Genomic DNA, 18,939 nt, shown 5'->3' with positions numbered 1-18,939 from the left:
TTCCGGGAACTCTCGGGAAGCAAGCGCTCACCGTCGGTAGATGTATCTGCCATGAGCAGCACACGCAACGCCCCGTTATCGCCCGCCTCCCTCACCGCGGACGGCGCCGCCTGGCTCGCTTCCGCAGAACCGTATCCGCGCAGCACCCGGGCGCTCTGGGACGAGCGGCCGACGGCCCCCGTGGTCCTGGGCTGCGGTTCCGTCTTCGACGTCGTGAGCGCACCCTCGATCTTCGGCCGGCGCATGGTCGACCGGCTCTGGGAGGAAGGCCCGGGATCGGGGCCGGTGGCGATGCTCCGGGGCCGGATGCTGCTGTTCGCCGCGCCGGGCACGGCCCAGCGGCTGCCCTCGCTGCTGCGGTGGGAGGAGTTCGGCCGCGTGGGCGACGTCCCGCCGCTCCTGTGCCACGGCGCCGGAGACGCGGTGACCGTCCCTGGCGAGTGCGCCTCCGACGCCCCCTCCGGCTCCCGCTGGCTGGTCGCTCCCGACACCCGTAATCCCTGGTTGCCGGGCCCCGAGGTACTGGTCTGGGCGGCCGTGCGAGCGGCTCGCGCTGCCGTTCGGATATCGATTTTTCCCCACCCCGATCAGGGTGCTAAGGTCTACGACGTCAGCAGGCGCCGCTAGCTCAGTTGGTTAGAGCAGCTGACTCTTAATCAGCGGGTCCGGGGTTCGAGTCCCTGGCGGCGCACAGACAGTGAAGCCCCTCGCGGAAGCGGGGGGCCTTCGCATTTGAGGGAGCTCCCGGCCCCGTAGGGCAGGGGCGGCTGGGGGTCCGGGGTTCGAGTCCGACCCGGCACCTGCCTGGCGGCGCGCAGGTGAAAGCCTCTCGCGGAACCACGGGCTCTTCGCATGCCACCCGGCGCACAACCCGCTCGCCGGGCGCACAACCGGCCGGCCCGGCACACAACCGGCCTACGACACGTACCGCTACCGCCCCGGCACACCACCGGGCACCAGGCGTGCCCGTACCACCCCGGCGCACACCCGGCCCGCCACGCGACCCCGCGCTCGGCGCACGCGCTACCTGACCGCCGTGATCTTCACCGTCCACGCCCCCACAGCGGTCCGCCCCTCCACATCCACCCGCACGCCCTCCTCCCGCACCGTGAAGCTCTCACCGAGCCCCACCGGCGCGTCCGCGAGCGGCGGATACACGGACTCCTCCCAGCAGGCCTCAGTGTGCGGATGGGCGTCGATCACCTCGACCGGCCCGCCCCCGGACTCGGTCTCGCTGCGCACCCGGTAGACCAGCACGCCCTGCCGGCAGCCCTGCGCGTCGTTGCCGACGGAGCCGCGCACCTCGAAGGCGAGGGCGCTCTCCGGCCCGGTGGGGACGACGGCGAGCTTGATGCCGTGGCCCAGCCCGAAGCCCGGGACGGCGGCGCCCTGAGCACTGCCGTACGAACCGCCGTAGGTGCCTGCGTACGCCCCGTACGAACCGTACGAACCGACCGCTCCGAAGGGGCCGGGCGACCCCGCCGCCCCCGTCTGCGCCGGGACCCCGGGCCCCGCCGACAGCGGCTCAAGCGTCAGCCGCGTGGAGCCGGTGCCCTGCCCCTGCACGCACACCACCTGGCGGGGCTCCAGCCATCCCAGCTTCCACTTGTGCCAGCCGAACAGATCCGGCGCCATGCCGAACTGGCTGCCCATCAGGTCCCAGTCGCCGACATAGGTGTCCCAGTCACCCTTGCCGTCCACCGGGCGGTGGTACAGGTCCGGCAGGTCGAAGACATGGCCGGTCTCGTGGGCGAGGACCAGCCGGTCCGGCGGATGGTTCTCGAACACCGTGACGACGCGCCGGATGTCGGTGCCGTCGGCCCGCAGCGGGGCGTCCAGGTTGACGACCTTCGTGGCGTCGGAGTCGACGCCGGGCGCGTCCGGGTCGGCGACGAAGTAGACGATGTCATAGCGGGAGAAGTCCACCTCCCGGTCCGCCGCGGCGAGGGCGTCGCGCAGATAGGCGGCCCGGTCGGTGACGCGCCAGTCACGCTGTATGGCGTACGCCGTCGACGGACGCGGCATGCGGAGCCAGTGCCGGAGCGGATGCGGGCGCAGGGTGAATCTGCCGTAGGAGGCGCGTTCGAAGAAGCGGGTGGTGGCCGGGAAGTGGTCGGCCGTCAGTTCGGCGGGTGTCGTCAGGGGGGCCGAGTCCGGGAAGGACAGGAACACCATGACCGCGTCGAGCTCACGGTTCGGGCGCGGATAGGCGGCGTTCCAGGTGTTCAGGCCCTCGGAGTGGTGGGCCGCGGTGCGCTTGAGGGCACAGGGCGTGGGGTCGAACGGTTCGGCGACCGACGGGCCGGCGAACAGGGAGGTCGCGGCGAGCGCCGACATCGTGGTGAACACGGCGGCGGTGCTGCGCAGTCGGGGCCGGTCCCGCAGCAGGCCCAGCCCACGGAGCAGGGGGAACTGACGCGGCACGTGGACCTCCGGGAGCGGCTCGCGGGACACCGCACCCAGCCTGTGTCGGATTGTCGTACTACGTCCTGTTCAGCTGCACCAGACGGGTGAGAGCGCCGAGGGATCGTCAGAACCGACACCCCCGAATCGCTCACGGAACGTCACAACTGGTCGGGGGTCCTAAGAAGCCGTCCACGTGCGGGCAGAAACGATCTGTCAGAAGCTCGCGTCACGCGGGAACACTGAACAGTAGGTGGAAGGCCCTCGGGCCAGCCTCTATGATCGGCACACTTTCCTGACACTTTCCTGCACGGACACGGCCCGGTGGCCGCCCCCAGGGCTCGGCTTCGCTCGAGCAGGGGGGCACCCCCCTTCACCCGGCCGGCCATTCCGATGAGACCCATCCGAAGAACGAGTGCACTGCGGGAGCGAGCGGTGAGCGGAACGTCCGAAGGGCCGACGCCCGCGGCAGACCTCATCGGGGCAGCCGTGACAGAGAGTAATCAACAGCCATCCCCCGGTACCGCGGCGCCGCCCCACCCCGCCGCCTACGCAGCCTTCTCCGCCGCCCCCCTGGCGATGGCCGTGGTCGACCGCGAGGGCCTGGTGACCGGCGCCAACCCGTCCTTCGCCGACCTGCTCGGCACGACCCCCGAGGACCTCCCCGGGGCGGTCGCCGCCGATCTGGTGGACCTCGCGTCCGACGCCCGCACCTGGCACACCTACCGCGAGGTGCTGCGCGGCCGGCAGGCCGAACTGAGCTGCACGCGCCGCATCAAGCACCAGGACGGAAGCTCCCTGTGGGCGCGGGTCACGGTCGCACCCCTGCCCGGCGCGGAGCCCGGCGGCGTTCTGCTGTCCGTCGCCGACATCAGCTCCCAGCGCGAACTCCAGGCGCGGCTGCGGCACTTGCAGATGCACGACCTGGTGACCCGGCTGCCCAACCGCACCCTGTTCTTCGAGCGCCTGACGGCCGCGCTGGAGGTGGAGTCGTACGACGAGAGCGGCACCACCGGCCGAATCGGCCTGTGCTACCTGGACCTTGACGGTTTCAAGGCGATCAACGACACCCTCGGCCACCGGGTCGGCGACAAGTTGCTGGCCGCCGTGGCCGAGCGGCTCACGCACTGCGCCGAGGAGGCGGGACAGGCCAGGTCGATCCCGCCCCTGGTGGCCCGGCTCGGCGGTGACGAATTCGCCCTGCTCGTCGAGGACTCGACGGGCACCGAACAACTGGCCGACCTCGCCGAGTCGGTGCTCGAATCCCTGCGCGCCCCCTTCGACGTCTCCGGCCGGCGGCTGTCGGTGTCCGCCTCGATCGGCGTCGTGGAACGCCACGCGGCCGGCACCACCCCGACCGCCCTGATGCAGGCCGCCGACACGACGCTGTACTGGGCGAAAGCCGACGGCAAGGACCGCTGGACGCTCTTCGACCCCGAACGCAACGCCCACCGCATGACCCGCCAGGCCCTTGCCTCCACCCTCCGGCCGGCGATCGAGCGCGGTGAGTTCGCCCTGGAGTACCAGCCGTTGGTGAGCATGGACGACGGCCGGCTGCGAGGTGTCGAGGCGCTTGTCCGCTGGAATCATCCTCAGTTCGGCGTACTGGCGCCGAATCGGTTCATCGGACTGGCCGAGGAGGACGGTTCGATCGTGCCGCTCGGCCGCTGGATCCTGGAGACCGCCTGCCGCCAGGCGCAGTCCTGGCAGGTGGCCCACCCCGACGAGCCGCCGATCTTCGTGAGCGTGAACGTGGCCGTCCGCCAGGTCTGGGACTCCGACCTGGTGGCGGACGTGGCACGGATCCTCGACGAGACCGGACTCGCTCCGCATCTGCTCCAGTTGGAGCTGACCGAGTCGGCGGTCATGGGCTCGTCGGGACGACCGCTCCAGGACCTCCAGGCCCTCAGCGACATGGGCGTACGCATCGCGATCGACGACTTCGGCACGGGCTACTCGAACCTCGCGTACCTCAGCCGGCTGCCGGTCTCCGTCCTGAAGCTGGACGGCTCCTTCGTACGGGGCTTCCAGTACGAGAGCGACAACAGCGCGGCCGTTCCCCCGAACCCGGCCGACGAGGTCGTGGTCGAGGCGATGATCCAGCTGGCCCACCGGCTGGGTCTGACGGTCACCGCGGAGTGCGTGGAGACGCTGGCGCAGGCCTCGCGGCTGCGGCGGATCGGCTGCGACACCGGCCAGGGGTGGCTGTACTCGCGGCCGGTGTCGCCGGATCGTATCTCCGAGTTGCTGGGCGTACGGGTGTAGCCGATCGGGTCAGGCGGCTGGCAACCCGTAGGCGTCCGCGATGAGTTCGTAGGAGCGCAGGCGTACGTCCATGCCGGGGGCGTTGCTCGTGATCATCAACTCGTCGGCGCCGGTGCGCTTTTGGAGGTCGTCGAGGCCGGAGCGGACCTCGTCCGCGGTGCCATGGATGACGTTGGCGTTCCAGGAGTCGGCGAACTCGCGCTCCATCGGGGTGAATTCGTAGGCCTCGGCTTCCTCCGGCGCCGGGATGAGGCCGGGGCGGCCGGTGCGCAGGCGGACCATGCCGAGGGCGGCGGCCTCGACCTGGCGGCGGGCCTCCTTCTCCTCGTCGGTGGCGAGCGCGGAGACGCCGATGAGGGCGTACGGGCGGTCGAGGACGGCCGACGGCCGGAAGGACTCGCGGTACAGGTCCAGGGCCGGGATGGTGTTCCGGGCCGAGAAGTGGTGCGCGAAGGCGAAGGGCAGGCCGAGGACCGCGGCGAGGCGGGCGCTGAAGCCGGAGGAGCCGAGCAGCCAGAGCGGGGGCCGGTGCGGGGACTGGACGCCGCCGGGTGACGTCGCCTGGACCGGGCCGGGGACGGCGTGGATACGGCGGTAGGGGTGGCGGTCCGGGAAGTCGTCGTCGAGGAAGCGGGTGAGCTCCGCGAGCTGCTCGGGGAAGTCGTCGGCGCCCTCGCCGAGGTGGTCGGTGCGGCGCAGGGCGGCCGCCGTGGCGCCGTCCGTGCCGGGGGCCCGGCCGAGGCCGAGGTCGATGCGGCCGGGGGCCAGGGCCTCCAGGGTTCCGAACTGCTCCGCGATGATCAGCGGGGCGTGGTTCGGGAGCATCACGCCGCCCGAGCCGAGGCGGATGCGGGTGGTGTGGGCGGCCAGGTGGGCGAGGATCACCGCGGGGGAGGACGAGGCCACGCCCGGCATCGAGTGGTGTTCGGCGACCCAGTAGCGGTGGAAGCCCCGGGCCTCCGCGAGCCGGGACAGCTCGACGCTGGTGCGCAGGGCTTCGGTGGCCGTGTGGCCGGAGCTGACCGTGACCAGGTCCAGTACGGAGAGGGGGACGGGGGCGGTGCCTTGGGCTGTGCCCCGGATCTCGTCCGCCGTGCCCCGGGTCTCGTCTGCCGCCACGTGTGCCTCCTGCGGTTGTGCCGTGCGGTGTCCGTCCGGCGTTAACAGGAGGGTGGCTCCGGTTTATTCCCGCCGCTGTCCCTGAGGGCGGAACCCCCAGGGACGGTGGCCGAAGGGGTCACTACGCCTGGACGATCGGCTCCCTCGTGAACAGTGCGCCCAGCGCCGGAGCGTTCACTCGGCGGGCCGTGAGCCGCAGGGCCTCCCAGACCGTGACCTGGTTGGCGGTGAGGACCGGCTTGGAGAGGTGCTGCTCCAGGGCCGGGATGTGGGACGCGGTGTGCAGGGCCGTGTCCGGGAGGAGGATCGCCTCGGCATCGGGGTGGTCGGCCTCCTTCGCCAGGGCGAACACTTCCTTCTCGCCCCAGGTGCCGACCTCCGCCGCCGTGATGATGCCGGACCCCCGGACCGACACCACGTCCACGTCCCCGGCCCGCAGGAAGTCCGAGAAGAGACCCGCCACGTCGTCGGGGTACGTCGCGCCGATCGCCACTCGCCGCACCCCGAGCTCGCGGACCGCGTGCGAGAAGGCGAAGGACGTCGACGACGCCGGCATGCCCGCCGCGACGGCCAGCGTGCGCACCTGCTCGTGGGCGCCCTCCCAGCCGTAGACGAAGCTGCCGCTCGTGCACGCCCATACGACCGCCTCGGCGCCCGTCAGCCGCAGTTCCTCCACGCCCTTCGCGAGGCGCTCGGCAGAGCCCATCTGCAGCAGCGCGTCCACCCGGTGCGCGTCCTCGCCGATGTCGGTGTGCACCAGGTCGAGCCGGATGTCGCTGGCGAGCAACTGCTCGATGCGTGGATAGTCGTCCTCGGCGGAATGGCCCGGGTAGAGGAATCCGAGTGCCGTCATGTCAGCCTTCCTGCTGCTTGCTGCTCCTATTGCTGTTCCTGCTCTGGTACATCCGGTACTTCCGGAAGTGCCGCACCGCCACGCGCCGCCGGATCGATCAGCGCCTGATACGGCCCCACCGCTCGGGTACCCAGTCGGCGCAGCGCAGCCCACATGGTCACCTGGTTGGCCGAGAGCACCGGGATGCGCAGCTCCGCCTCCAGCTGGGGGATCACGTCGTAGGTGGGGAGGTTGGTGCAGCTGATGAAGAGGGCGTCGGCGGCACGGCGTACGGCCTGGCGGGCCATGTCGGCCACATCGCGGTACGGCACCTTCCAGATGTGCCGGGTCAGCCCCATGAACGCGCACCCCGTGACCACGGTCCCGGCCTCGGCGACGTAGTCCTCCAACGCCCGCGTCACCGACACGGTGTACGGCGTCACGATCGCCACCCGCCGTACGCCGAGCTCGGCCAGCGCCTCCAGGAGCGCGCCGGACGTGGTGATGGACGGCACCGCGCCAGCCCGGGTCATCGCCTCGCACATCGCCCGCTCGCCCGCGATGCCGCCGACGAAACTGCCGGAGGTGCAGGCGTAGGCGATGACCTCGGGGGCAATCGCGTTCAGGGTGCGCACGCCCTCGCTCAGCGTCTCGTGCTCGCTCACCAGGCGGGCCAGATCGAGGCTGACCTCGACCGGGACGAACGGTGTTCGGGTCAGGTGCAGCGAGACCTCGTCCGGCACCCAGCGCCAGAGTTCCCGGTCCAGCGCGAAGTCGAAGGGGGCCACGACGCCGACCCCACGCTGGGGTCGCGGTCCGCCGAGGAAGGAGATGTCCAGGGAGCTCATTGCAGGCACCGCCCTCACTACGAGAAACAGGTGAGCAACGGACCGTACGCACGCCCGTGTTGACGAAGGTAGGTTCGGGTGCGAGCGTGGTCAAACCTCGCATGTCAGACGGCCATCCGATCCAGCAGAACTCCGAGAACCGCCCCCCGCAGACCCCGGAGAGACGACCCCGTATGACGGCACCCACCCCCGGTCCGACACCCGCCTCCGGCCCCAGGCCCGACCGCCGGGCCGACGCCCCGCCCACGCTCCTCGTCCTCGACGCCGAGCCCCTCCCCCGCCTCGGCCGTCTCACCGGTCGCGCCCGCGTCGAGCACGCGGACGAGTCGACCCTCGCCGAGCGGCTGCCGCACGCCGACGTGCTGCTGGTCTGGGACTTCACCTCCCACGCCGTACGGCACGCGTGGCCCGGCGCGGGACCCCGACCGCGCTGGGTGCACACCGCCAGCGCCGGCGTGGACCATCTGATGTGCCCGGAACTCACCGAGTCCGACACCCTCGTCACCAACGCGCGCGGGATCTTCGACCAGCCGATCGCCGAGTACGTCGCCGCGCTGGTGCTGGCGATGGCGAAGGACCTGCCGAGAACCCTGGAGTTGCAGGGCGCCCGGGAGTGGCGGCACCGGGAGGGGCAGCGCGTCGCCGGCACACGCGCGTGCGTGGTCGGATCCGGCCCCATCGGCCGGGCAATTGCCCGCACGCTCAAGGCCCTGGACATCACCACCGCGCTGGTCGGCCGGACCCCGCGGACCGGCATCCACGGCCCCGACGACCTCGACCGGCTGATCGCCCGAGCCGACTGGGTGATCGCGGCCGCGCCGCTCACCGACCGGACGCACGGCATGTTCGACGCCCGCCGCTTCGGCGTCATGCAGCCCTCCGCCCGGTTCATCAACGTCGGGCGCGGACAGCTGGTGGTGGAGGACGACCTGGCCCAGGCCCTCACCAAGCGCTGGATCGCGGGGGCCGCGCTCGACGTCTTCGAGCAGGAACCCCTCACCCCCGAGAACCCGTTGTGGCAGGTCCCGAACCTGATCGTCTCGCCGCACATGAGCGGGGACACGATCGGCTGGCGCGATGAACTCGGAGTTCAGTTCGTGGAGTTGTACGAGCGGTGGGAGGCGGGCAGACCGCTGCAGAACGTGGTCGACAAGCAGCGTGGGTACGTACCCGGACGCTGATGTCTACGGCTGGAGGGCGACGCATGACGGATCTCACCGAACTGACCGCCGTACAACTCCTCGACGGCTACCGCAAAGGAGAGTTCAGCCCCGTCGACGCCACCCGCGCGACCCTGGAGCGGGCCGAGCGGATCCAGCCGGAGGTCAACGCCTTTGTGCGCCTGACCGCCGAGGAGGCGCTCGCGCAGGCCGGCGCGTCGGCGGACCGTTGGCGGCGCGGCGAACCGGCCGGGCTGCTCGACGGGGTTCCGGTCACCGTGAAGGACATCCTGCTGATGCGCGGCGGACCAACGCTGAAGGGCTCGAAAACCATCTCCGAGACGGGGAGCTGGGACGAGGACGCCCCTTCCGTGGCACGGCTGCGCGCCCACGGCGCCGTCTTCCTCGGCAAGACGACGACCCCGGAGTTCGGCTGGAAGGGCGTCACCGACTCACCCCAGTCCGGCGTCACCCGCAACCCGTACGACCCGACCCGCACCGCGGGCGGCTCCAGCGGCGGCGCGGCGGCGGCCGCGGCGCTCGGCGCGGGGCCGCTCGCGCTGGGCACGGACGGCGGCGGCAGCGTCCGCATCCCGGCGGCCTTCTGCGGCATCTTTGGCCTGAAACCGACGTACGGCCGTGTCCCGTTGTACCCCGCGAGCGCCTTCGGCACCTTGGCGCACGTCGGCCCGATGACCCGTGACGCGGCCGACGCGGCCCTGCTCCTGGACGTCATCGGCACGCCCGACTCGCGCGACTGGTCGGCCCTTCCGTCGGCGCCGGGTTCCTTCGTGTCGGGCCTGGCCGGCGGGGTGCACGGGCTGCGGATCGCCTACTCGCCCTCGCTCGGCGGACAGGTGGCGGTGCGCCCGGCGGTCGCGGCGGCGGTACGGCGGGCGGTGCAGCGGCTGGCGGGGCTGGGCGCGTTCGTCGAGGAGACCGACCCCGACTTCACCGACCCGGTGGAGGCCTTCCACACCCTGTGGTTCACCGGCGCCGCCCGGGTGACCCAGCATCTGGGCCCGCATCAGCGGGAGTTGCTCGACCCCGGCCTCAGGGAGATCTGCGACACGGGCGCCCGCCTCTCCGCGCTCGACTATCTGGCCGCGGTGGACGTCCGCATGGAACTGGGCCGCCGTATGGGCCACTTCCACGACACCTACGACCTGCTCGTGACGCCGACCCTCCCGCTCACGGCCTTCGAGGCGGGCGCCGAGGTCCCGAAGGGCTCGGGGCATCGCAGGTGGACGGGCTGGACGCCGTTCACGTATCCCTTCAACCTGACCCAGCAGCCGGCGGCCACCGTCCCCGTCGGCACGGACGGGGACGGTCTGCCGATCGGTCTGCAACTCGTGGCCGCCCGGCACCGGGACGATCTGGTGCTACGGGCGGCTCACGCGCTCTACGAAACCGGTTGGGCCGGCCTCACACCCTCCGGGACCTGACGGTCCTACCGGCGTCGATCACCTCGAGGGGCGCGCCCGGGCGACGCGTCACTCGAGGCGCCGGAACCTCAGGGACTCTCCCAGCGCCCCCGACCGCCACAGGTCGTTGCAGCCCTGGGCCAGTTCCTCCAGGCCCTCCACGATCTGGCCCCAGACGATGCCGGGCACCCAGCCCACGTCGCCGTTCAGGAGCAGGTTGTTGCGCTCGTAGAACAGGGCCAGGTCGACCACCGTCGTGCCGGGGCGGACCTCACGGTCGTAGCCGTAGGACTTGGTGCCCAGTTCCGTTCCCGCGAAGGCGAAATAGCACAAATCGCCCGGAATCGGGGTGACTGTCGGGTTTTCCAGCGGCGGCTCCGTTTCCGCGAAGGGCGGGAAGAGGGCGTAGATCTCGTTGCGGGCGTACTTGGCGTGGTAGACGTCGCCGGTCAGGGGCAGGGCGTCCCAGACGGCCGCGCAGGTGAGCGGGGCTCGGTCGTCCAGGAGTTTGGCGGTGCAGTGAATGCCCCGCTTGACCAGCGACACCTCGATGAACCGTTCAGTCATGCACTCCAGGGTGCATACATCGCATGGTCTCGGGTAGCCGCGCCGCCATGGCTCCACCTATGGAACATGTCCGAACACAAGTCGAACACAGATCCGGGACCACACGCCGGTCGCTGCTCGCGGGGGTGGCGGCGCTCGGCGCGCTGGGCGCGGCGGGCTGCTCGCGTGTGGCAACGGCCTCCACCAAGGAAGGCGGCGAGCTGCTCGACCGGCTGCGCGCCGCCGGTGTCGTACGGCTCGGAATCGCGGGTGAGATTCCCTTCGGGTACATCGACAAGAACGGTGAACTCACCGGCGAGGCACCCGAGCTGGCGAAGGTCATATTCAAGCGGCTGGGCGTGGACCGGGTGCAGCCCGTGCCCACCGAGTTCGGGTCGCTGATCCCCGGGCTACGGTCCCAGCAGTTCGACGCGGTCGCCGCCGGGATGTACGTCAACCCCGAGCGCTGTGAACAGGTCATCTTCTCCGACCCCGACTATCAGATGCTCGACTCCTTCATCGTGCGCAAGGGCAACCCGAAGGGGCTGCACACCTACAAGGACGTCGTCGAGAAGAAGGCCAAGTTCGCCACCGGGACCGGCTATGCCGAGATCCAGTACGCCGTCGAGGCGGGGTACAAGGAGAGCGACATCCTCATCGTCCCGGACCAGGTCGCGGGGCTGAACGCGGTCGAGGCGGGACGCGTGGACGTCTTCGCCGGTACGGCGCTGACCACCCGTGAGGTCGTCAAGAAGTCGGCCAAGACGGAGTCCACCAAGGCCTTCGCGCCCCTCGTCGGCGGCAAACCGCACGTCGACGGCGGTGCGTTCGCGTTCCGGCGGACCGAGACCGCGCTGCGGGACGCCTTCAACGTCGAGTTGCACAAGCTGAAGAAGAGCGGCGAACTGTTCCGCATCCTCAAGCCCTTCGGCTTCACCGAGGCCGAGATGACCGACCTCACCGCGAAGGAGCTGTGCGGCGGAGGGAAGAGCGGATGACCTCGGGACTCTGGGAACTCGTACTCCAAGGAATCTGGATCACCGTCCAGTTGCTCGTGCTGAGCACGCTGGTGGCCACGGTGGTCGCCTTCGGGGTCGGCATGGCCCGCACGCACCGGCTGTGGATAGTCCGCTTCCTCGCGGGCGTCTACACCGAGGTGTTCCGCGGGACTTCCGCCCTGATCATGATCTTCTGGGTGTTCTTCGTGCTGCCGGTCGCCTTCGGCTGGCAGTTGGTGCCCCTGTGGGCGGGCACGCTGGCACTCGGGCTGACCTACGGGGCATACGGCGCCGAGATCGTGCGCGGCGCCCTCAACTCCGTCGACCCGGCGCAGCGTGAGGGCGGCATCGCGCTCAGCTTCACGCCGTGGCAGCGGATGCGGCTGATCATGCTGCCGCAGGCGATACCGGAGATGATCCCCTCCTTCAACAACCTGCTGGTGGAGCTGCTCAAGGGCACCGCACTGGTGTCCGTCATGGGCATGGGCGACCTGGCCTTCAGCGCCAACCTGGTGCGCCTCGCGCTCCAGGAGAGCGCGGAGATCTACACGTACATCCTGGTGATCTACTTCGTCATCGCATTCCTCCTCACGCGGGGGATGCGCGGACTGGAGCGCAAGCTCAAGGCCGGTGTGGGCAAGTCCGTCGGGCGTACGCCCGACCAGGAGCTGCACCGTCCTGAAACGACCGGCGTCGGCGCGGGAGGTGCTCTCTGATGACCTGGGACTGGGGCGCTGTCGCCGACTTCATGCCGCGTTTCTGGGACGGACTGCTGCTCACCCTGCAGATCCTCGCCCTCGGCTCGCTGATCTCGTTCGCGCTGGGCCTGGTGTGGGCGCTGCTGATGCGCGCACCGAGCCGCTTCGTGCGCTGGCCGGTCGGGGCGGTCACGGAGTTCATCCGCAACACCCCGCTGCTGGTGCAGCTGTTCTTCCTCTTCTACGTGCTGCCCGAGTGGGGCATCACCGCCTCGGCGCTGACCACCGGTGTCTTCGCGATCGGGCTGCACTACTCGACGTACACGATGCAGGTCTACCGGGCCGGCATCGAAGCGGTGCCCGTGGGCCAGTGGGAGGCCGCGACGGCACTGAACCTGCCGGTGACCAGGACGTGGCGGGTGGTGATCCTCCCGCAGGCGATCCGCCGGGTCGTGCCGGCACTCGGCAACTACGTCATCGCGATGCTCAAGGACACACCCATCCTGATGACGATCACGGTCATGGAGATGCTCGGCCAGGCGCGGCTGTTCGCGCAGGACACCTTCCAGTTCACCGAGCCCCTGACGGTCATCGGTGTGGCCTTCATCTTCATCGCCTACCCGGCCTCCCTTCTCGTACGAGCCCTGGAGCGACGCCTTGTCCGCTGACACCCCTCTGATGAAAGATCCCGACGCGAGCGCCAATCCGCCGGTGGACGGCAGCGAACTGATCCGCTTCGACCACGTCACCAAGCGCTTCGGGTCCAACACGGTCCTCGACGGCCTCGACTTCTCCGTCGAGTCCGGCAAGCACGTCACGCTGATCGGCCCGTCCGGCTCCGGCAAGACGACGATCCTGCGGCTGCTGATGACCCTGCTCAAGCCGGACGAGGGCAGCATCACGGTGGCCGGGGACAAGCTCTTCCCGGCCCCCGAGAAGCAGGTCCGCGAGGTCCGCAAGAACATCGGGATGGTCTTCCAGCAGTTCAACCTCTTCCCGAACATGACCGTGCTGCGGAACATCACCGAGGCTCCGGTCACCGTCCTCGGTCTGCCCAAGGACGAGGCGGAGGCGCGCGCCCGCGAACTGCTCGACCTGGTCGGCCTCGCCGACAAGTGCGACGCCCGCCCGACCCAGCTGTCCGGCGGCCAGCAGCAGCGGGTGGCGATCGCGCGGGCCCTGGCCATGCGGCCGCAGATACTGCTGCTCGACGAGGTGACCTCCGCGCTGGACCCGGAGCTGGTCGCGGGCGTCCTCGACGTGCTGCGGGACATCGCCCGCACCACCGACATCACCATGCTCTGTGTGACCCACGAGATGAATTTCGCCCGGGACATCTCGGACCAGGTCCTGATGTTCGACTCCGGCCGGGTGATCGAGTCCGGCAGCCCGGAGAAGATCTTCAACGACCCCGAGAACGACCGCACGAGGGAGTTCCTCAGCGCTGTGCTGTGACTTCGGGACCGGCCAGTGACGTGGGCATATGCCAGCGTGCTGGTACGCAGTTGAGGGCGTCGCAATCTCGTCAACAACCGCTCACTACAAGCCTCTTGCCCGTTATCGTGAAGGAGATTGGCTGACACGAACCCGGCCCAATGAGAAGCGACGTGCGACCGCAGGGGGAACCGTGGCGCTGCAGCACGAGCCGACGACGCCGTACCACTCGGCCCAGGACGCCCTGCGCGTCCTGGAGACCGTGGCGCGGCACAGCACCGGAGTCACCGACGCCGAGCTCGCCCGGCACACGGGCATCGACCCCGAGCGCCTGACCGGCCTCCTGCTGATGCTGCGCCGCGAGGGCTACGTCGAGCAGGTGGCCGACGGCGCGTACGTCACGGGCGAGGCCCTGGCCCGCCTCGGCTCCGCGCAGGGCCGCGAGCAGGCCCTGCGCGAGAACCTCCAGCGCACCCTGGACCGGCTGCGCGACTCGGTCGGCGCCGCCGTCTACATCAGCCGGTACGTCGACGGCGAGATCAAGATCGACCAGTACGCGGCGGGGCCGGCCACCCCCGTGGTCAACGAGTGGGTCGACTTCCGCTTCTCCGCCCACGCCACCGCGATCGGCAAGAGCCTGCTCGGCCAGCTCGACCACAACGGCCGGCGCGATCATCTCTCCCGCCACAAGATGGCCCGCCTCACCTCGCGCACGATCACCAGCGACCGGGTCCTTCTCTCCCGCCTGGAGTCCCAGCCGCCGACGGTCCCCCACCTCGACCTCCAGGAGTACGCGGTGGGCACGGTGTGCGCGGCGGTCCCGATCACGGCCGGGTCGTCGGTGGGCTGCCTGGCCCTGTCGCTCCCGCTCGAGCACGCCCACCGGCTGCGCCAGGCGGCGGACGCCCTGAACCGGAACGCGGCACCGGTGCTGCTCAGCCTCGCCATCTGACGGTGGTCGGAAGCACCCCCGCGGACCAGGTAGTATTTTCTCCGTCGCCAGCCGCGAGAGCTCGAAATACGCGGTCGGCGCGAGTCATGCGCCGCTAGCTCAGTTGGTTAGAGCAGCTGACTCTTAATCAGCGGGTCCGGGGTTCGAGTCCCTGGCGGCGCACCGGTGAAGGGCCTCTCGTGGGAGCGGGAGGCCCTTCGGCGTCTTCCAGTCTCCGATACGCCTGCTCGCCGGGCGGCCGCCACCACACCGGGTCGGCGCACCGCACGCCGTCCGTCCGCAGCCGCGCCCGGTGAATCTTGTTCGTGGCCGTGACCGGCATCCGCTTCACCACCCGCACGAACCGGGGCGCCATCTTGGTCCCGAGATCGGGCTGAGCGGCCAGGAAGTCCGCGAAGGCCTCCGGATCGAAGGTCCCGGCGATCGTCGCCATCACCTGGTCCCCGGTCACCGGATCGGGCACGGCGTACACGGCGACGGCCACCGCCCCCTCGTACCGCGCCAGGATGTTCTCGATCATCGCGGCGGCCAGGTTCTCGCTGTCCACGCGGATGCGGTCGTCCGTGCGGCCGGCGAAGTAGAGATAGCCGTCACGGTCCCGGTAGAAGAGATCACCGGTCCAGTACCAGCCGTCCCGCCGCCGCTCGGCCTCCGCCTCGGGATTGCGCCAGTACCCCTCGAAGGGGTTCGGCCCCCGGTTCACCAGCTCCCCTATCGCCTCCTCGCCGTTCAGCAGCCGCCCCGCCGGATCGAAGACCGCGGGCGGGCACTCCTCCCGCGTCCGGGCGTCCAGGACGACGAGCCCGGGCCCGGCCCGGCCCACCGCCCCCCGGGGAGCCCCGGGCACCCACGGGATCGCGGCCCCGCCCTCGGACGAGCCGTACCCCTCCACCAGCCGGACCCCGAACCGTCGCTCGAAAGCCATGGCGTCCTGCGCCCCCGCCTCCGTCCCGAAGCCGAGCCGCAGCGGATTGTCGCGGTCGTCCGGGCGGGGCTCGGTGGCGAGGAGGTACTGGATCGCCCGGCCGACGTAGGTGAAGTACGTCGCCCCGTAGGCCCGTACGTCCGCCAGGAACCCGGACGCCGAGAACCGCCGCCGCAGCGCCACGCCCGCGCCGGCCGTGAGGGCGGGTGCCCAGTCGGCGATCACGGCGTTGCCGTGGAACATCGGCATGCAGACGTAGTGCACGTCGTCGGGCCGGACGCGGAACTGGTCGGCCAGCGAGCGTCCGGCGGCGGCCAGCCGACCCTGGGTGCAGATCGCGGCCTTGGGCGCGCCGGTCGATCCGGACGTGAAGTAGAGCAGCAGCCGGTCGTGCGGGACGGCACGGGTGGCGTCGGGCCGCGCGCCGGCGTACGGGGCGAGCAGGGCGTCGTACTCCGCCGAGTCGGTCAGCAGCAGGCGTACGCCGGGCAGGTCGAGGCCGGTGAGGAGGTGCAGGTGGGCCCGCTCGGTGACCAGCACCCGGCACTCGGTGTGCAGGATGTCGCGGGCGAGTTCGGCGCCGCGGCGGGTGGGGTTGATCCCGGCGACGGCGGCCCCGGCGAGGGCGGCCGCGCTCAGCCACAGGGGGTACTCGGGGGTGTTGTCGAGCAGCACCCCGATGTGCGGCTCGGTGCCGGCCGGCAACAGGTCGGCCAGCAGCGCCGCCCGGACGGCGGCCCCGGCCGCCATCTCGTGCTGAGTGAGCATCCCGCCCTCGAACCACAGCCCCGGCCGGTGGTCGTCCCACCGTGCCGCCACGAGCTCCGCGACCGTACGCCCTGTAGTGGACTCCATGGCGGCGCACGGTAGTTGACGCACCGTCAGATGTGGAGGGTCAGAAGCCGCTCATCGGGTCCGTGCCCGAGGACATGTCCGAGTAGGTGCTCATGAAACCGGCGCAGAACACCACGACCACCCCGAGGAACACGAGGATGCCGGCGGTGGCCGCCGCCTGTCTGGCGTGGCCCGGCGCATGGGCCGTGGCCACCACCTGAGCGCCCTCGGCGTAGTGGACGGTGACGAGGTCCCCCTCGACCCTCGTCCCCGGCCCGCCCTCCTCCTCGAACCGGACGAGGCGGCCGTCGCGCGCGACGAACTCGTACACGTGGTGCAGGGTGGTGTGCACGGACGTGTTGCCGTGGCCGCCGCGCACGGTCGCGTACGACCGCAGACAGCGTGCCTGCGCGGTCAGCCCGCTGTTCCACGCCCTGCGCATCTGCAGTGAGCGGAACACCACCCGGTACGCCACGAAGAGGGCCACGGCCATGATGAGACCGGGTATGACGTAGAAGATCGCGTCCATGTTCATCCCCCGAGGTCGGTGCGCCGACCCCGATGGGCCGGCGTGGGAGTGATCTACCCACGCCGGCCTGGGTTCTGACTCAAGAGAACCTCAGAACGTGACGTCCGAGCAGGCGTAGAACGCGTTGCTCGTGTCGGCGATCGTCCACACCGCGAGGATGACGTGGTGGCCGCTCAGCCCGGACGGCAGCCTGCCACTGTGCGAGAGCGTGGACGGCGGCCGCTGCCCGTTGTACGGGACCGTGAAGAACGGCGTGAGGTTGAGGTCGGACCGGGACAGGTTGTGGTTCTGGTTCCAGCCCGGCTTGGTGACGTAGTACCGGAAGTCGGTCGTGGCGTGCATGGCCGTGAACTGCCACCGGAAGGTGTAGTTCTGACCGCCGGTCACCCTGGTGGTGGGCCAGGCGCCGCCGGACGGCGTCTTCGGCGCGCTGAGCTGGCTGAACTGGCCCAGCCCGCCGCTGCATATCGACCCGTCGGCCGGGCCGGAGCCCGGGAAGCCCTTGGGGCCCTCGACGCTCTGCGGCTCCCACTGGATGGACCCGCAGTTGGTCACGGTGCCGTTCTGACAGAGCTTCTGACGGCTGATGGGGAGGTCGGTGTAGCCGTGGCTGGACGCACCCCCGGCGGAGAGCACGAGGGCTCCGGCCGTGGTGAGTCCGAGTGCGGCGGCGGACAGCTTGGTCTTTCTGCGCATGCTGCTGCTCCTGGGAACGTGGGGGAAGTTCGGCGAGCTTGCAGGTCTAGACCAAGTCTCAGATTATTGCTGACTGTTGAACATGTCCATACCAATCGGGGAACACGTTCGCCGTACCGTCACGTTCGCGCCGTCAGACGGCCGTCTCCCCCCGCCCCGCGCAGAAGGCCACCGTCAAGTCCTTGACCAGTGCCTTGCGTTCGTAGTCGTCGAGATCGACCAGGCCCCGCATGGTCAGTGTCGTCACCGTGTCCTCCACCGAGTCGACGACTGAGGTGAGCATGGTCGCCCGGGCCTGCGCGTCCAGTGCGGCGATACGGCGGCGGTGCATGGCGGCGGCGACCTCGGGGGCGTACTCCACCCGCACCGGCCGCACCGAGAACACCTCCAGCCCGACCGCGCCCGCGTCCCGCACGACCGTCCGGGTCAACGCGTCCGCGGTCACCTCGGCGGAACCCCGCGTGGCACCCGGCATCTCCACCGGCACCCGGGCGAGCGCCGCCTCGACGCACTCGCGCAAGTACAGCTCGTGATCCTCCACCCCGAGCGTCGCCCGCGCGGTGTCCCTCACCCGCCACACCACCAGGACGACCACCCGCAGCGCGACCCCGTTGCCGTCCGCCGCCTGCATCGCCTCACTGCGCCAGTGCCGCAGCCGAACGTCGACCCGGCGGCGCAGCAGCAGCGGGTTGACCCACAGCAGGCCGGTGCGCCGGACCGTCCCCTGGTAGCGGCCGAACAGCCCGAGCACCCAGGCCCGCCCGGTCCGCCCCCGCGCGAGCCCGCCCAGGCCGACGCACCCCAGGGCTCCGGCCCCCGCGTACGCCGCCCACTGCGCGGGCCCCAGTCCGGCACCCGCGGACGCGGGCAACCGCAGTGCCTCCACCGCCAGCTGCGGCAGCGCCCCGGCCCACCACGAGGTGGCCAGGCACCCGGCCGCCCCGCAGGCACCGGCGAGCACCCCCGCCGCCCCGGGCAGCACCCGCGCGGGCCGCTCCACCAGGTCGGGGTCGACCTCCGGCGCGGGACGCGGCTTCGGCTGCATCGGACGGCGCAGGCGCGGCTGCTCCCCCGTGCCCTGCCGGCGCGCCACGACCGTCGGCCGCAGCGGCACCGACACCGGTCCCGCCTCGTCGCGGAACAGCAGATGGACGGGGATCTCGGTGGTCACCTCGTTCTGGATCAGCCGCGCGGGCCGGGCAGGCACGTCGGCCGGCCCCTCGAATCCCGCGAGCCCCTCGGGTTCGGGCGTGTGAGAAGTAGTCGTGGTCATGCG

General features: G+C 70.9%; 18 protein-coding genes and 2 tRNA genes. 11 read left to right on the top strand and 9 right to left on the bottom strand.

Going from position 1 to position 18,939, the window contains the following annotated elements:
* Positions 1-51 precede the first annotated feature (51 nt).
* The gene (locus ACZ7L5_RS25750) at positions 52-627 is read left to right on the top strand and encodes a bifunctional DNA primase/polymerase (RefSeq protein ID WP_471519118.1); all 576 of its coding nucleotides are present in this window, start codon (positions 52-54) and stop codon (positions 625-627) included.
* Positions 618-691: transfer RNA gene (locus ACZ7L5_RS25745), tRNA-Lys, on the top strand. Before ACZ7L5_RS25750 ends, ACZ7L5_RS25745 begins: the two co-directional genes overlap by 10 nt.
* A 332-nt stretch (positions 692-1,023) precedes the next feature.
* Here ACZ7L5_RS25745 and ACZ7L5_RS25740 read toward each other — a convergent pair.
* A complete protein-coding gene (locus tag ACZ7L5_RS25740) occupies positions 1,024-2,454 on the bottom strand; it encodes a M6 family metalloprotease domain-containing protein (RefSeq protein WP_471519116.1) in 1,431 nt (476 codons plus the stop codon).
* Between the two features lie 384 nt (positions 2,455-2,838).
* On the opposite strand from ACZ7L5_RS25740, the gene ACZ7L5_RS25735 reads away from it, so the two are divergent.
* Entirely contained in the window at positions 2,839-4,668 is a 1,830-nt protein-coding gene (locus ACZ7L5_RS25735; RefSeq protein WP_471519114.1) for a putative bifunctional diguanylate cyclase/phosphodiesterase, read from the top strand.
* Between the two features lie 9 nt (positions 4,669-4,677).
* On the opposite strand, the gene ACZ7L5_RS25730 is transcribed toward ACZ7L5_RS25735, so the two are convergent.
* From ACZ7L5_RS25730 to ACZ7L5_RS25720, 3 genes are all read right to left on the bottom strand, one after another.
* A complete protein-coding gene (locus ACZ7L5_RS25730) occupies positions 4,678-5,787 on the bottom strand; it encodes an LLM class flavin-dependent oxidoreductase (protein WP_471519112.1) in 1,110 nt (369 codons plus the stop codon).
* 121 nt (positions 5,788-5,908) lie between these two features.
* On the bottom strand, positions 5,909-6,640 hold the full coding sequence (locus tag ACZ7L5_RS25725) for a maleate cis-trans isomerase family protein (RefSeq protein WP_471519110.1): 732 nt from the start codon (positions 6,638-6,640) through the stop codon (positions 5,909-5,911).
* A 26-nt stretch (positions 6,641-6,666) separates the two neighbouring features.
* The gene (locus tag ACZ7L5_RS25720; RefSeq protein ID WP_471519492.1) at positions 6,667-7,458 is read right to left on the bottom strand and encodes a maleate cis-trans isomerase family protein; all 792 of its coding nucleotides are present in this window, start codon (positions 7,456-7,458) and stop codon (positions 6,667-6,669) included.
* 182 nt (positions 7,459-7,640) lie between these two features.
* Here ACZ7L5_RS25720 and ACZ7L5_RS25715 point away from each other — a divergent pair, with 182 nt between their 5' ends.
* On the top strand, positions 7,641-8,648 hold the full coding sequence (locus ACZ7L5_RS25715) for a D-2-hydroxyacid dehydrogenase (RefSeq protein ID WP_471519108.1): 1,008 nt from the start codon (positions 7,641-7,643) through the stop codon (positions 8,646-8,648).
* A gap of 23 nt (positions 8,649-8,671) precedes the next feature.
* The gene (locus ACZ7L5_RS25710) at positions 8,672-10,072 is read left to right on the top strand and encodes an amidase (RefSeq protein ID WP_471519106.1); all 1,401 of its coding nucleotides are present in this window, start codon (positions 8,672-8,674) and stop codon (positions 10,070-10,072) included.
* Between the two features lie 48 nt (positions 10,073-10,120).
* On the opposite strand, the gene ACZ7L5_RS25705 is transcribed toward ACZ7L5_RS25710, so the two are convergent.
* The gene (locus tag ACZ7L5_RS25705) at positions 10,121-10,618 is read right to left on the bottom strand and encodes a DUF3830 family protein (protein WP_362382882.1); all 498 of its coding nucleotides are present in this window, start codon (positions 10,616-10,618) and stop codon (positions 10,121-10,123) included.
* Between the two features lie 47 nt (positions 10,619-10,665).
* On the opposite strand from ACZ7L5_RS25705, the gene ehuB reads away from it, so the two are divergent.
* The 6 genes from ehuB to ACZ7L5_RS25675 all read left to right on the top strand — a co-directional run bounded on the left by ehuB (position 10,666) and on the right by ACZ7L5_RS25675 (position 14,841).
* Positions 10,666-11,595, top strand: coding sequence for an ectoine/hydroxyectoine ABC transporter substrate-binding protein EhuB (ehuB, locus tag ACZ7L5_RS25700; protein ID WP_471519491.1), 930 nt, complete (start codon positions 10,666-10,668; stop codon positions 11,593-11,595).
* On the top strand, positions 11,592-12,311 hold the full coding sequence (ehuC, locus tag ACZ7L5_RS25695; protein ID WP_471519104.1) for an ectoine/hydroxyectoine ABC transporter permease subunit EhuC: 720 nt from the start codon (positions 11,592-11,594) through the stop codon (positions 12,309-12,311). Before ehuB ends, ehuC begins: the two co-directional genes overlap by 4 nt.
* Positions 12,311-12,961, top strand: coding sequence for an ectoine/hydroxyectoine ABC transporter permease subunit EhuD (gene ehuD / locus ACZ7L5_RS25690; protein WP_328881433.1), 651 nt, complete (start codon positions 12,311-12,313; stop codon positions 12,959-12,961). Before ehuC ends, ehuD begins: the two co-directional genes overlap by 1 nt.
* Positions 12,962-12,971: 10 nt before the next feature.
* The gene (ehuA, locus tag ACZ7L5_RS25685) at positions 12,972-13,748 is read left to right on the top strand and encodes an ectoine/hydroxyectoine ABC transporter ATP-binding protein EhuA (RefSeq protein WP_363047087.1); all 777 of its coding nucleotides are present in this window, start codon (positions 12,972-12,974) and stop codon (positions 13,746-13,748) included.
* A 172-nt stretch (positions 13,749-13,920) separates the two neighbouring features.
* Positions 13,921-14,679: an IclR family transcriptional regulator gene (locus ACZ7L5_RS25680; protein ID WP_363037613.1), complete on the top strand. Its 759-nt coding sequence runs from the start codon at positions 13,921-13,923 to the stop codon at positions 14,677-14,679.
* Between the two features lie 88 nt (positions 14,680-14,767).
* A tRNA-Lys gene (locus ACZ7L5_RS25675) sits at positions 14,768-14,841 on the top strand.
* On the opposite strand, the gene ACZ7L5_RS25670 is transcribed toward ACZ7L5_RS25675, so the two are convergent.
* The 4 genes from ACZ7L5_RS25670 to ACZ7L5_RS25655 all read right to left on the bottom strand — a co-directional run bounded on the left by ACZ7L5_RS25670 (position 14,807) and on the right by ACZ7L5_RS25655 (position 18,936).
* Positions 14,807-16,459 (bottom strand): long-chain-fatty-acid--CoA ligase, encoded by a 1,653-nt coding sequence (locus tag ACZ7L5_RS25670; RefSeq protein WP_471519101.1) that lies wholly within the window; start codon positions 16,457-16,459, stop codon positions 14,807-14,809. The two genes, ACZ7L5_RS25675 and ACZ7L5_RS25670, sit on opposite strands and share 35 nt — an antisense overlap.
* 40 nt (positions 16,460-16,499) lie before the next feature.
* A complete protein-coding gene (locus ACZ7L5_RS25665) occupies positions 16,500-16,967 on the bottom strand; it encodes a hypothetical protein (RefSeq protein ID WP_471519099.1) in 468 nt (155 codons plus the stop codon).
* A 90-nt stretch (positions 16,968-17,057) separates the two neighbouring features.
* The gene (locus ACZ7L5_RS25660) at positions 17,058-17,663 is read right to left on the bottom strand and encodes a lytic polysaccharide monooxygenase auxiliary activity family 9 protein (RefSeq protein ID WP_471519097.1); all 606 of its coding nucleotides are present in this window, start codon (positions 17,661-17,663) and stop codon (positions 17,058-17,060) included.
* Between the two features lie 133 nt (positions 17,664-17,796).
* Entirely contained in the window at positions 17,797-18,936 is a 1,140-nt protein-coding gene (locus ACZ7L5_RS25655) for an SPFH domain-containing protein (RefSeq protein WP_471519095.1), read from the bottom strand.
* Positions 18,937-18,939: the final 3 nt, after the last annotated feature.

Source organism: Streptomyces sp. NPDC107528 (assembly GCF_055639295.1).
This window is presented reverse-complemented; position numbering and strand designations above follow the sequence as displayed.

What these genes read in the sequence shown, in the direction of transcription:
- ACZ7L5_RS25750 (WP_471519118.1), top strand. Translation starts at nt 52, where the DNA reads ATGAGCAGCACACGCAACGCCCCGTTATCGCCCGCCTCCCTCACCGCG.
- ACZ7L5_RS25725 (WP_471519110.1), bottom strand. Translation starts at nt 6,640, where the DNA reads ATGACGGCACTCGGATTCCTCTACCCGGGCCATTCCGCCGAGGACGAC.
- ACZ7L5_RS25715 (WP_471519108.1), top strand. Translation starts at nt 7,641, where the DNA reads ATGACGGCACCCACCCCCGGTCCGACACCCGCCTCCGGCCCCAGGCCC.
- ACZ7L5_RS25710 (WP_471519106.1), top strand. Translation starts at nt 8,672, where the DNA reads ATGACGGATCTCACCGAACTGACCGCCGTACAACTCCTCGACGGCTAC.
- ACZ7L5_RS25705 (WP_362382882.1), bottom strand. Translation starts at nt 10,618, where the DNA reads ATGACTGAACGGTTCATCGAGGTGTCGCTGGTCAAGCGGGGCATTCAC.
- ehuB (WP_471519491.1), top strand. Translation starts at nt 10,666, where the DNA reads ATGGCTCCACCTATGGAACATGTCCGAACACAAGTCGAACACAGATCC.
- ehuC (WP_471519104.1), top strand. Translation starts at nt 11,592, where the DNA reads ATGACCTCGGGACTCTGGGAACTCGTACTCCAAGGAATCTGGATCACC.
- ehuD (WP_328881433.1), top strand. Translation starts at nt 12,311, where the DNA reads ATGACCTGGGACTGGGGCGCTGTCGCCGACTTCATGCCGCGTTTCTGG.
- ehuA (WP_363047087.1), top strand. Translation starts at nt 12,972, where the DNA reads ATGAAAGATCCCGACGCGAGCGCCAATCCGCCGGTGGACGGCAGCGAA.
- ACZ7L5_RS25670 (WP_471519101.1), bottom strand. Translation starts at nt 16,459, where the DNA reads ATGGAGTCCACTACAGGGCGTACGGTCGCGGAGCTCGTGGCGGCACGG.
- ACZ7L5_RS25665 (WP_471519099.1), bottom strand. Translation starts at nt 16,967, where the DNA reads ATGGACGCGATCTTCTACGTCATACCCGGTCTCATCATGGCCGTGGCC.
- ACZ7L5_RS25660 (WP_471519097.1), bottom strand. Translation starts at nt 17,663, where the DNA reads ATGCGCAGAAAGACCAAGCTGTCCGCCGCCGCACTCGGACTCACCACG.
- ACZ7L5_RS25655 (WP_471519095.1), bottom strand. Translation starts at nt 18,936, where the DNA reads ATGACCACGACTACTTCTCACACGCCCGAACCCGAGGGGCTCGCGGGA.